12 protein-coding genes and 1 tRNA gene are annotated in these 13,547 nt (G+C 67.1%); 7 read left to right on the forward strand and 6 right to left on the reverse strand.

Features of this window, described 5'->3' with window-relative positions:
* Window positions 1-116: 116 nt before the first annotated feature.
* Window positions 117-749, forward strand: a complete 633-nt coding sequence (locus tag ACUYM2_RS09140; protein ID WP_481599784.1) for a GNAT family N-acetyltransferase — start codon at window positions 117-119, stop codon at window positions 747-749.
* A 340-nt stretch (window positions 750-1,089) separates the two neighbouring features.
* Here the strand turns inward: ACUYM2_RS09140 and ACUYM2_RS09145 are convergent, their stop codons facing one another.
* Window positions 1,090-1,293, reverse strand: a complete 204-nt coding sequence (locus tag ACUYM2_RS09145) for a hypothetical protein (protein WP_481599785.1) — start codon at window positions 1,291-1,293, stop codon at window positions 1,090-1,092.
* A gap of 551 nt (window positions 1,294-1,844) precedes the next feature.
* A tRNA-Leu gene (locus ACUYM2_RS09150) sits at window positions 1,845-1,927 on the reverse strand.
* Window positions 1,928-2,078: 151 nt separating this feature from the next.
* On the opposite strand from ACUYM2_RS09150, the gene ACUYM2_RS09155 reads away from it, so the two are divergent.
* Both ACUYM2_RS09155 and ACUYM2_RS09160 read left to right on the forward strand, forming a co-directional pair.
* Window positions 2,079-3,383 (forward strand): M20/M25/M40 family metallo-hydrolase, encoded by a 1,305-nt coding sequence (locus ACUYM2_RS09155; protein WP_481599786.1) that lies wholly within the window; start codon window positions 2,079-2,081, stop codon window positions 3,381-3,383.
* 31 nt (window positions 3,384-3,414) lie between these two features.
* Complete coding sequence (locus ACUYM2_RS09160) at window positions 3,415-4,575, forward strand: acyl-CoA dehydrogenase family protein (protein ID WP_481599787.1); 1,161 nt, start codon at window positions 3,415-3,417, stop codon at window positions 4,573-4,575.
* Window positions 4,576-4,610: 35 nt separating this feature from the next.
* On the opposite strand, the gene ACUYM2_RS09165 is transcribed toward ACUYM2_RS09160, so the two are convergent.
* On the reverse strand, window positions 4,611-4,844 hold the full coding sequence (locus ACUYM2_RS09165) for a DUF5703 family protein (protein WP_346958090.1): 234 nt from the start codon (window positions 4,842-4,844) through the stop codon (window positions 4,611-4,613).
* A 39-nt stretch (window positions 4,845-4,883) separates the two neighbouring features.
* Between ACUYM2_RS09165 and ACUYM2_RS09170 the strand changes: the two genes are divergently transcribed.
* Both ACUYM2_RS09170 and ACUYM2_RS09175 read left to right on the forward strand, forming a co-directional pair.
* Window positions 4,884-5,153, forward strand: coding sequence for a hypothetical protein (locus ACUYM2_RS09170; protein ID WP_481599788.1), 270 nt, complete (start codon window positions 4,884-4,886; stop codon window positions 5,151-5,153).
* A 281-nt stretch (window positions 5,154-5,434) separates the two neighbouring features.
* A complete protein-coding gene (locus ACUYM2_RS09175; RefSeq protein WP_481599789.1) occupies window positions 5,435-7,882 on the forward strand; it encodes a bifunctional lysylphosphatidylglycerol flippase/synthetase MprF in 2,448 nt (815 codons plus the stop codon).
* 54 nt (window positions 7,883-7,936) lie between these two features.
* Here the strand turns inward: ACUYM2_RS09175 and ACUYM2_RS09180 are convergent, their stop codons facing one another.
* Window positions 7,937-9,256: an alpha/beta hydrolase gene (locus ACUYM2_RS09180; RefSeq protein WP_481599790.1), complete on the reverse strand. Its 1,320-nt coding sequence runs from the start codon at window positions 9,254-9,256 to the stop codon at window positions 7,937-7,939.
* A 64-nt stretch (window positions 9,257-9,320) separates the two neighbouring features.
* Entirely contained in the window at window positions 9,321-10,256 is a 936-nt protein-coding gene (locus tag ACUYM2_RS09185) for an aldo/keto reductase (RefSeq protein ID WP_481599791.1), read from the reverse strand.
* A 51-nt stretch (window positions 10,257-10,307) separates the two neighbouring features.
* Here ACUYM2_RS09185 and ACUYM2_RS09190 point away from each other — a divergent pair, with 51 nt between their 5' ends.
* On the forward strand, window positions 10,308-11,141 hold the full coding sequence (locus tag ACUYM2_RS09190; protein WP_481599792.1) for an undecaprenyl-diphosphate phosphatase: 834 nt from the start codon (window positions 10,308-10,310) through the stop codon (window positions 11,139-11,141).
* 15 nt (window positions 11,142-11,156) lie between these two features.
* Entirely contained in the window at window positions 11,157-12,452 is a 1,296-nt protein-coding gene (gene mshC / locus ACUYM2_RS09195) for a cysteine--1-D-myo-inosityl 2-amino-2-deoxy-alpha-D-glucopyranoside ligase (RefSeq protein ID WP_481599793.1), read from the forward strand.
* Window positions 12,453-12,571: 119 nt separating this feature from the next.
* On the opposite strand, the gene ACUYM2_RS09200 is transcribed toward mshC, so the two are convergent.
* Entirely contained in the window at window positions 12,572-13,477 is a 906-nt protein-coding gene (locus ACUYM2_RS09200) for a PAC2 family protein (protein ID WP_481599794.1), read from the reverse strand.
* Window positions 13,478-13,547 lie beyond the last annotated feature (70 nt).

Raw genomic sequence — 13,547 nt, forward strand, 5'->3', positions numbered from 1 at the left:
TGTCGTTGCGGGCAGGGGCACGGGGGTGATAATTTCTGTTGCCGCCGCAAATTTGCGGACAACCACGGCTGTCAAATACCCCTCTTCGACGCATCCCGCGCACCAGAAAGGCCGCAATGGCGCTGCTCCTTCCCGACACTTTGCCGACCCTTCAAACGGTCACGGGCAGGTTCGTCCTGGCACCCTTCACTCCGCTCGACGTCGAGCCGTTAGCGCGGTTGCTGGGCCGCGACGAAATCTGGTCCCAGGGGTTTAGCGACAGCGAAGCCCGGCCCGCCGGCGCTGCGGAGCTGTCCGCGTTCGTGGACCGCCGCTTCGCAGGCCTTCAGGTCTTTTCGGTGTACCAGAAGCTGCCGCTGGGGCAGTCCCGCTTCGTCGGGACCACCGGTATCACCGAACACGACGGGGGGACGGAGCGGGTAAAGATCGGCCGGACCGTGCTGGCCCCGGACCTCTGGGGAGCGAAGGTGAACCACGAGGTCAAGATCACCCTGCTCGACTGGTTGTTCTCCTGCGGGGCCGGCCGGATCGAATGCGATGTGGACGCCCGGAACCGGCGGTCCCTGTCCTCCCTGGTCCGTTTCGGCTTCACGGTCGAAGGAACCCGGCGCCGGTCCTCCCGGAACGCCGACGGCGTCTGGCGGGACTTTGTCATCCTGTCCCTGCTGACCGAAGAATGGCCGGAGCTGCGGCCCCTTGCGCTGGCGTCCCTGTCCGGCCACACGCCCGCCGGACTGCTTGCAGTCTAGGGCCGGCCGCCCGGCAGCTCATAGGAAGAACTTGATGAACCCCCTTGACGACCTCAACCGGCGCCGGTCCGAGCGGCTTGACGAACGCCTCTGGAACAACATCGAACGGGCCTTCGGATTCCGACCCTTGGATCATCATCGTCGTCCGGGGCGCCTTCAGCGCCGCCGTCGGGGCTGGCTCGTCTTTGGAGTCGGCGCCGGTGTCCGTGAGGGGTACGCCCTGATGGGGCTCATCTCCGTTCCAGCTCCAGCAGCGAATACGGCCTGCTTTTCCGGCGACCGTCTGGTTTAGGCGGGCAGCTCGGGCGGGACGCGGGGCTGGACGCATCACCGCCGGCGTTCATTCGCGGCGGTAGCTTTGCTCTGAGAGGTGAAGTATGTCCCCGACGGGCGATTTTTCCAGGTACCACGAAAAGGACTGGATGGACTTGTCCTCGCCGAAGAACGTCGCGGTGGAGCCGTTGAAGGCGGCTTTTCCTTTATAGATGGGCGCGCCCTCCCTGGCAGTGTCCCACAAGACGTAGCCAGCCTCCTTCGTCAGCATGAGGTGGCGGCTTGAATCCTTGCCAACGCCGCCAATCCAGGAACCCTCCAGTCCGTCCGGCAACAACGACGTCGGCGACTGCGATGGCGGGACCGGGGGCACGGGGACCACCGCGGACGATGACGGTGGAGCCTGAGGTGACCCGGACGGGTTACCTCCATCGCCCACCATCTTCGGGCCGGCGAAAATCAACGTCAGCACAGTGCCTACGAGGGCAAAGCCGCCGGTAATCCAGGCCGCCTTCGAAGCGGAGTCTTTGCCGGACTGATCCATGGTGCCTCCCGGGTTCAGCCCCCTGTTACAGATTGATCCCGAGTGTGTCTGGGTGTCAACGCCGCAGGCGCTACCCGGCGAGATGGAACAAGACATGGCTGCCCTGGAGATGAGCGGGCAAAAAAAGCAGCGGTGGAAGCGGTGCCGCACACCAGTGCGCATCGGCCTGCGACACGGCTGCCAAGAGCGAGGGGACAGCCAGGCAGCACCTGCGCCGGTCCGAGCAGAACACAAAAATGCCCTGGAATCCATAGTGGATTCCAGGGCATTTCCTGTTGTGCGCGGAGGGGGACTTGAACCCCCACCCCCTTTCGAGGACTAGCACCTCAAGCTAGCGCGTCTGCCATTCCGCCACCCGCGCAGGTGGTATTTCCGGGAAGAATTTCGCCTTTCAGCGCTTTGCTTTTCTCGGAAGCAGCGAGAAAGACTCTAGCACGAAGATTCCGGAAACAAATAATCGGGGCCAATGGGTAGGCTGAAGCCAGCACTGAGCCACTGCCATGAGGAGCGATATGACTGACGTTCGGCCCGAAGATGAGGTTGTCCGGATCTGCCAGGAACTGATCCGGATCGACACGTCCAATTACGGTGACGGTTCCGGACCAGGGGAGCGCGCGGCCGCGGAGTACACCGCCGGTCTGATCACGGAGGTCGGCCTGGACGCCGAGATCTTCGAGTCGGCGCCTGGCCGTGCGAATGTTGTCACCCGGCTTGCGGGTGAAGACCCATCGGCCAGCGCCCTCGTGGTCCATGGCCACCTCGACGTCGTCCCGGCGCTGCGCGAGCAGTGGTCGGTGGACCCTTTCGGGGCCGAGCTCAAGGACGGCCTGATCTGGGGCCGCGGCGCCGTGGACATGAAGGACATGGACGCCATGATCCTCTCCGTCCTGCGGGGCTTCGCGCGCACCGGCCGTAAGCCCAAGCGGGACCTGATCTTCGCCTTTTTCGCCGACGAGGAGGCGGGCGGCAAGTACGGGGCCGGATACGCCGTCGAGCACCGTCGAGAACTCTTCGACGGCGCCACCGAGGCGATCTCCGAGGTAGGCGGATTCTCGGCCACCATCGGCGGCCAGCGCACCTACCTGCTGCAGACCGCCGAAAAGGGGCTGTCCTGGCTTCGACTGGTGGCCCACGGCCGCGCGGGCCACGGCTCCCAGATCAACACCGACAACGCGGTGACCCGGCTCGCCAGCGCCGTTTCGCGGATCGGCGAATACCGCTGGCCGGTGGAACTGACGCCCACTACCCGCCAGTTCCTCGACGGCGTGACCGAACTCACCGGCGTCGAATTCGACCCCGACGACCCGGACAAGATCCTCAAGGAGCTCGGCACCGTGGCCCGCTTTGTCGGCGCCACCCTGCAGAACACCACCAACCCCACCCTGCTCAAGGGTGGCTACAAGCACAATGTCATCCCGGAATCGGCCGAAGCCCTGGTCGACTGCCGCACCCTGCCGGGCCAGCAGGAACAGGTCCTCGAGATCGTCCGCGAACTGGCCGGCACCGGCGTGGACGTCAGCTACGTCCACCAGGATGTCTCGCTCGAAGTCCCGTTCGCCGGCAACCTGGTGGACTCCATGATCGACGCGCTGCACTCCGAGGATCCGGGCGCGAAAGTGCTGCCGTACACGCTCTCCGGCGGCACGGACAACAAAGCCCTGAGCCGGCTCGGCATCACCGGCTACGGCTTCGCCCCGCTGATGCTCCCGGACGAACTGGACTTCACCGGCATGTTCCACGGCGTCGACGAGCGGGTCCCGGCCGACTCGCTGAAGTTCGGCGCGCGGGTGCTGGACACCCTGCTGAGCAACTACTGAGCGGAACCTACGAGGAATGGCACCTGAGAACATGACGCCCGAAGATATCCTGCCCGACCCGCTGCTGGAGCGGATCCGCGGCCGCGCGGCCGGCTACGACCGCGACAACGCCTTCTTCACCGAGGACCTCCGGGACCTCGCCGCCGCCGGCTACCTGAAGATCTTCGTTCCGGAGTCCGACGGCGGCCTGGGCCTGGGACTTGCCGGGGCCGCGCAGCTGCAGCGGCGGCTGGCGACGGCGGCCCCCGCCAGCGCCCTGGCGATCAACATGCACCTGGTGTGGACCGGCGTCGCGCACGTCCTCGCCGCCCGGGGCGACTCGTCCCTGGACTTCGTCCTGAAGGAGGCGGCGCAGGGCGAGATCTTCGCGTTCGGCAACTCCGAGGCCGGCAACGATTCCGTGCTCTTCGACTCGCGGACCGAGGCGACACCGATGCCGGACGGAAGCTACGGCTTCACCGGCCGGAAGATCTTCACCAGCCTCTCGCCGGCCTGGACGCGGCTGGGCATCTTCGGCAAGGACGCCGCGGCCAGGGACGGCGACGGCGAACTGGTGCACGGCTTCATCGAACGCGGGACCCCCGGCTACGAAATCCTGTCCGACTGGGACACCCTCGGCATGCGGGCCAGCCAGTCGAACACCACGGTCCTGGAAGGGGCGGTGGTGCCGCCGGAGCGGATCTTCCGCAAACTCCCCGTCGGCCCCAACGCCGACCCGCTGATTTTCGCCATCTTCGCCTGCTTCGAGACGCTGCTGGCCGCGGTGTACACGGGGATCGGGGGACGGGCGCTGCAGCTTGGCGTCGACGCGGTCAAGCGCCGCACCTCGTTCAAGAACGGCGGGCGCAGCTACGCGCAGGACCCGGACATCCGGTGGAAGGTCGCAGAGGCGGCCATGGCGATGGATGCACTCTACCCTCAGCTCGCCGCGGTGGCGGCCGACGTCGATGCCCTTGCCGAGCACGGCGGGCAATGGTTCCCGAAGCTGGTCGGCGTGAAGGTGAGCGCCACCGAAACGGCGCGCAGGGTCGTGGACCTGGCGATCAGGGTCTCCGGCGGGTCGAGCTATTTCCGCGGTTCCGAACTCGAACGCCTCTACCGGGACGTGCTCGCCGGAATGTTCCATCCCTCCGACGACGAATCGGCGCACAATACGGTGGCCAGCGCCTGGCTGGGCCCGCTGGACTCCTAGTCGTCCCGCCGGATGTCTCCACGGCCCGCCGGACCCTAAACGGTCCGTTGGACCTGGATGACTTTCCGGCGGAGCCAGAAGCGCCGCCCGCCGCCCACATAGAGGACGCTGCGTTCGAGTTCCCACTTGCCGTACTCGGAGTGTGCGGCGAGGAGGCGCCGCGCCTCAGGCAGCGAATCCTCAGGGCTGACCGTCAGCACGAGGTACTCGTACTGCCGTGCGTAGTCCCGTTCGCGACGGACCGAGCTGCTCAGAAATTGTTCCTTCATTGCTCTCCATTTTCGTCTTTTTCGGGCTAACGTGAAGTCATGAGCATCGATCCGCGTGTCGCGCTTCAGTCCCTTACCGCCGCCCTGGAAGAACACCTGGCCGCTGCCGCGGCGCGGCGCGGGGACGGGGATCCCGCGGTCGAAGCTGCCTTCTTCGCGGTCGCCGATGCCTTTGAAGTCTACGACGACTCGCTTTATGAAGCGTATGGCGAGGTGACCCCGCTTGAGGTCATCGACGAAGAAGATGACGACGACGAAAACGAAGACGTCGACGACGAGGAAGACCTCGAACTGCTCCAGGACAACTAGGGAACTCCCCAGCTTCCGGGCGTATCCTGTCCACGGTTGCTGCAGGACGCCGTCCGGATTTCCGTCAGCTGCCGGGTTTCGGGGAGGTTCGGAGGTTGTCGTTGCCTGCACCATGGCACCGTGCCACCCTGTCCGGGGCAGGCGTAAGCGAAATCGCCCCGGCGGGGGATCCTGCGGCCGCGGAGGCCCCGGCCGCTGCGCCCGCGGGTTGGAAGCCCCTCCGACGTAGCCGTCCGGCCCGGCTGCTGGGACATTTGGGACGGAGTGTCCGCAGGATCCCGTTGGCGCTGTCCCTGGTGTTGCTGCTGTGGGCAGTCGGATTTTCCACCGGCTCCCTGATCTCCGGTCCTCCGGCCGCGCTACGGTCCGCAGTGACCGCGGACCCGGACCTGCTGGTGCGCGGCCAGTGGTGGCCCGTGTTGACCTCCGTGCTCTTCCCGGGTCCCTTCGCCTCCTACGTGCTGGCAACCGCCGTCATCCTGGGGTGCGTCGGCCTGGCCGAAGCCACCCTGGGCATCGGCAGGACCGCCGTCGCGTTTTTCGCCGGACACCTCGGGGCACTGCTCCTGTATTACGCGGTGGCCGATCTCGGGGCGGCTGTCGGCAGCGAGTGGCTGTCCGCACTGCGCCATCCCGGGCCGATGGGGCCCTTCGCGGCATCGCTGGCCGCTGTCATGGCCGCAGGCCCGCGAATCAGCACCCTCTGGCGCCGAAGAATCCGGTCCGTGGGCATCGCCGTCACCGTGATGCTCCTGCTGTATATCGGGCATCCGCAAAACCTCCACAGCCTGCTGGGCGTGGCGTCCGGGCTCGGCATCGGCGCCGCGATGGGCGGCCGGCACGGCGTTGGCCGGTTCGTTCACTCCACCAGCAGGGAAGTCAGGGCACTGCTGTCCATGGTGGTGGCAGTCTTCGCGGCGGGACCGGTACTGGCCAGCCTGGCGAAGGCACCTTCCGGGCCGTTGGCCGTGCTCAGGAACCTGATTGTCAATCCGCTCCCCACCATCAACGATCTGCAGGCCAGCTGTTCGGCCGCCGTCGACCTTTCCTGCCTTCAAATCATCCGCAGCCCGGGGCTGCGCGGCCCGGGCGGCGAGGCGCTGGCCCTGGTTCCCCTGGTGCTCCTGCTGGTCTGCGCGGAGGGGCTCCGCCGGGGAAACCGGGCCGCCCTGTGGGTGACGATTTCAGTCCAGTTGGTCATTGGCGTCCTCTCCGCGGTCTACCTGCAGCTTTTCGCCCAGTTCGGACGGTCCGTGCGGAGCGGGTCACGGGTGCTCTCGGTGGACTCGGGGATAGCAGAGGTCCTCCCGGTGGTGCTGGTGCCCCTGCTGATAGCGGCTGCGCTGTTCGCCGCCCGGAGGCACTTCAACGTCGACGCCGACCCCGTCCTGGGCCGCCGTTCGCTGATCCTGCTGGCCGGTGTCTTTGCCCTGTTTGTGACGGGGTACGTGGTGGCGTGGTTCGCCGAGGACAACTACTACCATCGGGCGGGGCTGCTGGCCCTCCTGGCCACCCTGCCGCGGATGTTCCTGCCGTATCCGTTCTCCTTCCGGTACTCGGTCTCGGTTTACCCGCACGGTGTGTGGTCGCCCCTGATCTTCAGCTACGGCGGCGCCGTGTTCTGGTTCATCTGCCTGATCAGCTTCCTCGCCATGTTCGCCAGCCGGAAACTCCGGGACCTGCGTGGCGACAGCGGCGTCTCGTTGGCCCGGCGGTTGGTACGCCAAGGCGGCGGCTCGCTGTCCTGGATGGCGCTCTGGCCCAACAACCGGTACTGGTTCAACGACACCGAGACCGTGGGCATCGCCTACCAGATCCACTACAACGTGGCGCTGACGGTTGGCGGCCCCTTCGGCAAGCCGGCGGACTTCGATCGCGCCGTGGAATCGTTCACGGCATTCTGCGCCGAACAGTCGCTCTCACCGTGCTGGTACTCCGTCACGGACGAACACTGGCCCCTGCTCCGGGACCTCGGGTTCAACCGGGTGAGGGTGGCCGAGGAAACCTTGCTGCCGCTGGGCAACATCGAGTTCAAAGGCAGTCAGTGGCAGGGAGTCCGCACTGCCCTTAACAAGGCCAGGAAGCTGTCCGTTGAGGCCCGATGGTGCACCTACGCCGAACTCGCCGGTTCACTGCGTACCCAGGTCCACGAAATCTCCGAGGAGTGGGTCTCCGAGAAGACCTTGCCGGAAATGGGGTTCACCTTGGGCGGCCTCGAGGAACTCAAGGACGAGAACGTGCTGCTGTGCCTGGCGGTGGATTCGGCCGGCAAAGTCCACGGCGTGACCAGTTGGCTGCCGGTCTTCAAGGACGGTGTCGTCGCCGGCCGCACGCTCGATTTTATGCGCCGGAGCCCGGACGGCTTCAAGGGTGTGATGGAGTTCCTGATTGCCTCGGCGGTGCTGCATTTCGACGGCACGATGGACCAGATCTCGTTGTCCGGGTCGCCGCTGGCGCCGGCTCACGGCGGCGCCGCGGCGCCGGAGCCTTCCGACGGTGCCGCTGTCGGCCGCTTCCTTGACTGGCTGGGCGCGGTGCTCGAACCGGTGTACGGTTTCCGCTCGCTTGCGGCGTTCAAACAGCGCTTCCACCCCCGGCACCGGACGCTCTACATGATGTACCACGACCCCCTGGCACTTCCGGTCATTGGCCGGGCCCTTACCGAGGCGTACATGCCCACCATGTCCCTCCGGCACACGGCCAGGCTGCTCCGCGGCGTCATCGGGTGACCGTCCCGGCCCTTGGGAAGGGTTGCAGCCGCCGGATCCGGGCCCCGTGGGTGCTTAGCCGGTCACGCCCAGGCGGCCCATGAGCCAGTCCATGTTCTTCTCGACGCCGTATTTCCATGCCGTCCAGGCGTGTCCGCCGGGTGCCTCCTGGAACTGGACGTTGATGCCGGCACTCTTCATGGCTTGGTAGACCTGCAGGCCCTGGGGCCGGTAGAACGTATCCGCGGCGCCGACGGAGATGATCCCGGCGGTGCCAGGGTAAGCGCGGGTCTTGATCACGTCGAGGGCGTTCTGCTTCTTGAAGTCGGCGGCGCTGCCGCCAAAGTATTCCTGCAGGAGCACCTGATGGCCCTGCCTGATGGTTGGCTGGTTTTCGCCGGAACTGTCGATGAAGGTGGGATACACCTCCGGGTAATTAGTGGCCAGCTGCAGGGCGCAGGTCCCGCCGTAGGAGAAGCCCCCCACCGCCCACTGGCTGCTGGAGTGCCGGCCTGCCCCGAACGTCGCCTTGACCCAGTTCGGCACGTCCTGGCTCAGGTAGGTGCCGGCCTGGCCCTGCTTGCTGTTCAGGCACAGCGGCGGGTAGTTGGCGCCCCTCCCGCCGGCGTCGGGCATCACCACGATCGGCGCCAGGCCCTTGTGCGAGGAGGCGTAATCGTCCATGAACTGGGCGATCCGGCCGTTGCGCAGCCAGTTGGAGGGCTCGCCCGGGACACCGTGGATGAGGACCAGGACCGGCAGGTCGGCCCGGGGGCTGGCCAGGTACGCCGGGGGGAGATACACAAAGGCCGCAGAGGAAACCTCGTGGGAGACCGGCGCGGGAATCACCGCACGGACCACGGTTCCCGTCCCCGGCATGCCCGCCGGCGCGCTCCAGGTCGACAAGGTGGTTGGTGGGTCTGCCTGGTTCGGCTGCGGATCCCGGCGTTCCTGGCTCTTGAACTGGTCCAGGGTCTCAATTTTGACACCCGTATCGCCGAAGACGGAACCCAGGGTGGGATAGTACTCGAAGTTTTGGTTGATCAGCGACCCCGAGGCCAGGACGACGACGAGCGCTGCGGGCAGCACGGCGACGCGCGCCGGCAGCCGGCGCAGGTCCCGGATTTTCGGCACCACCAGGAGCAAGGCCAGGATGCCGATGCCGGCATAGGCGTAGACCCGCTTCGGCAAGGGCGAGCCCCAGACGTTCCAGACCCGCTCGGTGAGCAGCCACACCAGGCCGGTGAGAACCACTGCGGCCAGGGCTGCGGCCGGAACCCGCCGCCTCAGATGCCGGCGGTGGCCCCAGACCAGCCAGGCCAGGACCGCCGCCGCCACGATGTAGAGGACCACGGGCACGACACCGGTCGTGATCGCGAGGTTCTGCAGGTTCATGGCCCCAGATTAGGGCCACAACCCGGGAGTCCGCCCGGAAACCGCCGAAAAGTTGGCGCCGCGATCAGGCCGGGCTGGAGACGTCCTCAAGCGCCGTGGCGATCTCGGGCGGCAGCGGCGCCAGCACCGCGTCCATGATTTCCTTGAGCTGGACGGGTGTCCGGGCACCCACCACTGCCGTAGCCACCCCATGCTGGGACAGCAGCCAGCTCAGGGAGACGTCCAGGGCGGTGCGGCCAAGCCCCTTGGCCGCCATCGCCACCGCCTCGACCACGCTGGAGGCAGCCCCCTCGAGATAGGGCTCCACGTAGCCGGCCAGTTTTTGCTGCGCGGCCCGGGAGTCGGCGGGGATGTGGCCTCGGTACTTGCCGGTCAGGACGCCCCGTCCCAGCGGGCCCCACGCCATCAGGCCCAGCCCTGCATCTTCAATGGCCGGGATCAGTTCGTCCTCGGCCTTGCGCTGCAGCAACGAGTACTCGGCCTGGCAGGCGACCAATGGAAAGCCCGCCACCGCGGCGGCCTTGGCGGTCTGCCAGCCGTTGAAGTTGGAGACTCCGGCGTAGCGTGCCCGGCCGGAGCGGACAGCAAAGTCCAAGGCGGACAGCGTTTCCTCCAGCGGCACGTTGGGGTCCCAGGACTGCGCGAACCAGAGGTCCACGTAGTCGGTGCCGAGCCGGGCCAGGCTGGCGTCCAGACCGGAGAGCATCCCGTTGCGGGACGTGTCGACGCTGCGCCGCCCTCCCGACGTCGTCAGGCCGGCTTTTGTGGAGATCACCACTTCGGAGCGGGCGACGACGTCGCCCAGCATTCCGCCGAGCATGACCTCGGCCCCGCCGCCGGCATACGACGCCGCGGCGTCGATCAGCGTGCCGCCGCCGTCGACGAACGCCCGGAGCAGCCCGGCGGCATCTTGTTCGTCGGTCTCACCGGCCCACGACATGGTGCCAAGGGAAAGGGACGAGACACGCAACCCACTGTTGCCGACATAACGCTGCTGCATGCCTGCAAGCTTACGATGCTTCGGAACCTCCATAACGTAGGGTCTATATACGTGAACTGGTTAGAAGCGGCCTTTCTGGGCCTTGTGCAGGGACTGACAGAATTCCTCCCGATTTCCTCAAGCGCCCATCTGCGGATTGTGGGGGCGTTCCTGCCGAACGCGGCCGACCCCGGGGCCGCGTTCACCGCCATCACCCAGCTGGGTACGGAAACTGCGGTGATTGTCTACTTCTGGCGCGACATTGTCCGGATTGTCCGGGCATGGTTCGGCTCGCTCACCGGCAAGGTATCCCGCCAGGACCCGGACGCCCGGATGGGCTGGCTGGTGATCCTGGGCAGCCTGCCGATCATCGCCCTTGGCCTGCTCTTCCAGGACCAGATCGAATCGGTCCTCCGCAGCCTGTGGATCGTCGCCACCACGCTGATCCTCTTCGGCATGATCCTCGCCGTCGCCGACGCCGTCGGCCGCCAGGAACGCGACCTGACCAAACTCAGCTACAAGCACGGCATCCTCTACGGGCTCGCCCAGGCGATGGCCCTCATCCCCGGGGTGTCCCGCTCCGGCGGCACCATCACCGCCGGCCTGCTGATGGGATACACCCGTGAGGCCGCCGCCCGCTACTCGTTCCTGCTCGCGATCCCTGCCGTGTTCGGCAGCGGCCTGTACCAGCTGTACAAGGTGGTCTCCAAGGACGGGATCACCGGCCCCTACGGCCTGCCCGAGACCGGCCTGGCCACCGCCATTGCTTTCGTGGTGGGCTACTTCATCATCGGCTGGTTCCTTAAGTACGTGTCCACCCGCAGCTACCGGCTCTTCGTCTGGTACCGCATCTTCCTGGGCCTGGCGCTGTACCTGCTGCTCGGTTTCAATGTCATCAGCGCCTAGCACTAGGCTTGGGTTGTGAAATCCTGGACCTCCCGCCCTGTTCCCCAGCTCCCGGGCAGCATGCCTGCGCTTCGCCTTTTTGATACTGCCAAAGGCGGCCTCGTCACCCTTGAAGCGACGGGGGAGCAGTCCATGTACGTTTGCGGCATCACCCCGTATGACGCCACGCACATGGGCCACGCGGCCAGCTACGTCGCCTTCGATCTGCTCAACCGGGCGTGGCGCGACGGGCGCCAGCGGGTTGCGTACGTGCAGAACGTGACCGACGTCGATGACCCCCTGCTGGAGCGTGCGACGGCGACCGGCGTGGATTGGCGCGAGCTCGCCGCGAGCCAGATCGAGCTGTTCCAGACGGATATGGAAGCGCTCAACGTGCTGGCCCCGGACAACTATGTGGGCGCCGTCGAGGCCATCCCGCTGATCGTGCCGGCGATCGAGTCCCTCCTGCGGCGGGGGCTGGCCTACCGGGTGTCCGGAACCGCCGGCGAACCCGACGGCGATGTCTACTACGACGTCGAGGCGGCCGGAAAGCATTCGGCCGAGGCACGGGATGCCTGGACGCTGGGTTCTATCTCCGGGCTCTCGGACGCCGAGATGCTGGAACTGTTCGCCGAGCGCGGCGGTGACCCCGGCCGGGCCGGGAAGCGCCAGGCTTTGGACCCGCTGCTTTGGCGGGTGGCCCGGGAGGGTGAGCCCAGCTGGTCCGGCGGAGAATTGGGGGAGGGGCGCCCCGGCTGGCACATCGAATGCACCGTGATCGCGCAAAAGTACCTGCCCGCACCATTCACCGTGCAGGGCGGCGGTTCAGACTTGGTTTTCCCGCACCACGAGATGGGCGCAGGGCACGCGTACTCGCTGACCGGCGTGCCGCTGGCCAAGCATTTCGCGCACGCGGGGATGGTGGGGCTCGAGGGCGAAAAGATGAGCAAGTCCAAGGGCAACCTCGTCCTCGTCTCCAAGCTGCGCGCCGCCGGTGAGGAACCCGGCGCGATCCGGCTGGCGATCCTGGCCCACCACTACCGCACCGACTGGTCCTGGACCGAGGAGGGCTTCGCCGAGGCCAAAGTCCGGCTTCGCACGTGGCGGGCCGCCCTGCAGGCCGCCCCGGCAGGATCCGCAGGTCCGCTCGTCGCAGCGCTGCGGGCCTCGCTCTCAGAGGACCTCAACGCCCCGCGTGCCCTCGCCGCCGTGGACGCCTGGGCCGCCGCGGCCCTGGCGGACGGATCAGCTGACGGTTCCGCAGCCCCTTCCGCCGCTGACGCGGCACTGGTGAGCGACGCCGTCGACGCGTTGCTCGGCGTCGAACTCTAGGCGCTGCCCGGCGGTCCGCCACCAGGCAGGCGACGCAAAAGCGCTGGCGACATCCGAATTCGGGTGTCGCCAGCGCTTTTGCGTCGCGCCAGCGCGCGTGCGTTCCCCGGGTGGCAGCCCTAGGGTTTGTCCTTGCCGCGGCGCTTGAGGTAGCGCTCGAACTCGCGGGCGATTGACTCGCCGCTGGCCTCGGGCAGGTCGGCGGTGTCCTTGGCTTCCTCGAGCTGCCGGACGTAGGCGGCGATCTCCGGGTCCTCGGTGGCGAGTTCGTCCACACCGCGTTCCCACGCGTCCGCGTCCTCCACCAGTTCCTGCGTGTCCAGCGGAACCTGCAAGAGCTCTTCGATCCGGTTCAGCAGGGCCAGTTGCGCCTTGGGCGAGGGCGCCTGGGCCACGTAATGCGGGACGGCGGCCCAGAGCGAGACCGTGGGCAGTCCGGCCAGCAGGGCCACCTCGGCGAGGACCCCCACAATCCCCACGGGCCCCTCGTACTGGGAGGCCTCCAGGTCCATCCGCTGCCGCAGCGCGGCGTCGTCGGTTGAGGCACTGACCGGGATGGGGCGGCTGTGCGGCACGTCCGCCAGCAACGCTCCGACCAGGATCACGTAGTCCACCTTCAACGCCTCCGCGTGCACTAGCAGCTCAGCCGTATAGGCGCGCCACTTGTAGGACGGCTCGGTTCCCTGGACGAAGATGACATCCACGTTGGAACCCGGCACGCTGGCCTTGAAGATCCGGGTGGAGGGCCACTTGATCTTCCGCTCACCGGACGCCGTACGGCGGATCGTGGGGCGGGTGAACTGGAAGTCGTAGTACTCGTCGGCGTCGATCGAGCCGACCTTCTTGCCGCCCCAAAGCTTGTTCAGGTAGCGCAGCGCATCGCTCGCGGCTTCGCCGGCGTCGTTCCAGCCTTCGAAGGCGGCAAGCATCACGGTGATGCGCTGGCCTTCGGGCACGGGCTGCAGCAGCCGCTCCGGCTCGGGCGCGGCGCCCGTTTCCGTGGTGTCTGGCTCGAAGCTATTCATGTGTTCACCCTACGTCCAAGTCACGGGCGCGCGCAGGAAGGGAACCGCCCCGAGTACCCGGAAATTCGCC

The sequence above is a fragment of the Arthrobacter sp. SD1074B genome (genome assembly GCF_056780195.1).

Excerpts from the sequence above, each read along its gene's own strand:
- ACUYM2_RS09140 (WP_481599784.1), top strand. The coding sequence starts at position 117 with ATGGCGCTGCTCCTTCCCGACACTTTGCCGACCCTTCAAACGGTCACG.
- ACUYM2_RS09145 (WP_481599785.1), bottom strand. The coding sequence starts at position 1,293 with ATGCTGACGAAGGAGGCTGGCTACGTCTTGTGGGACACTGCCAGGGAG.
- ACUYM2_RS09155 (WP_481599786.1), top strand. The coding sequence starts at position 2,079 with ATGACTGACGTTCGGCCCGAAGATGAGGTTGTCCGGATCTGCCAGGAA.
- ACUYM2_RS09160 (WP_481599787.1), top strand. The coding sequence starts at position 3,415 with ATGACGCCCGAAGATATCCTGCCCGACCCGCTGCTGGAGCGGATCCGC.
- ACUYM2_RS09165 (WP_346958090.1), bottom strand. The coding sequence starts at position 4,844 with ATGAAGGAACAATTTCTGAGCAGCTCGGTCCGTCGCGAACGGGACTAC.
- ACUYM2_RS09170 (WP_481599788.1), top strand. The coding sequence starts at position 4,884 with ATGAGCATCGATCCGCGTGTCGCGCTTCAGTCCCTTACCGCCGCCCTG.
- ACUYM2_RS09180 (WP_481599790.1), bottom strand. The coding sequence starts at position 9,256 with ATGAACCTGCAGAACCTCGCGATCACGACCGGTGTCGTGCCCGTGGTC.
- ACUYM2_RS09185 (WP_481599791.1), bottom strand. The coding sequence starts at position 10,256 with ATGCAGCAGCGTTATGTCGGCAACAGTGGGTTGCGTGTCTCGTCCCTT.
- ACUYM2_RS09200 (WP_481599794.1), bottom strand. The coding sequence starts at position 13,477 with ATGAATAGCTTCGAGCCAGACACCACGGAAACGGGCGCCGCGCCCGAG.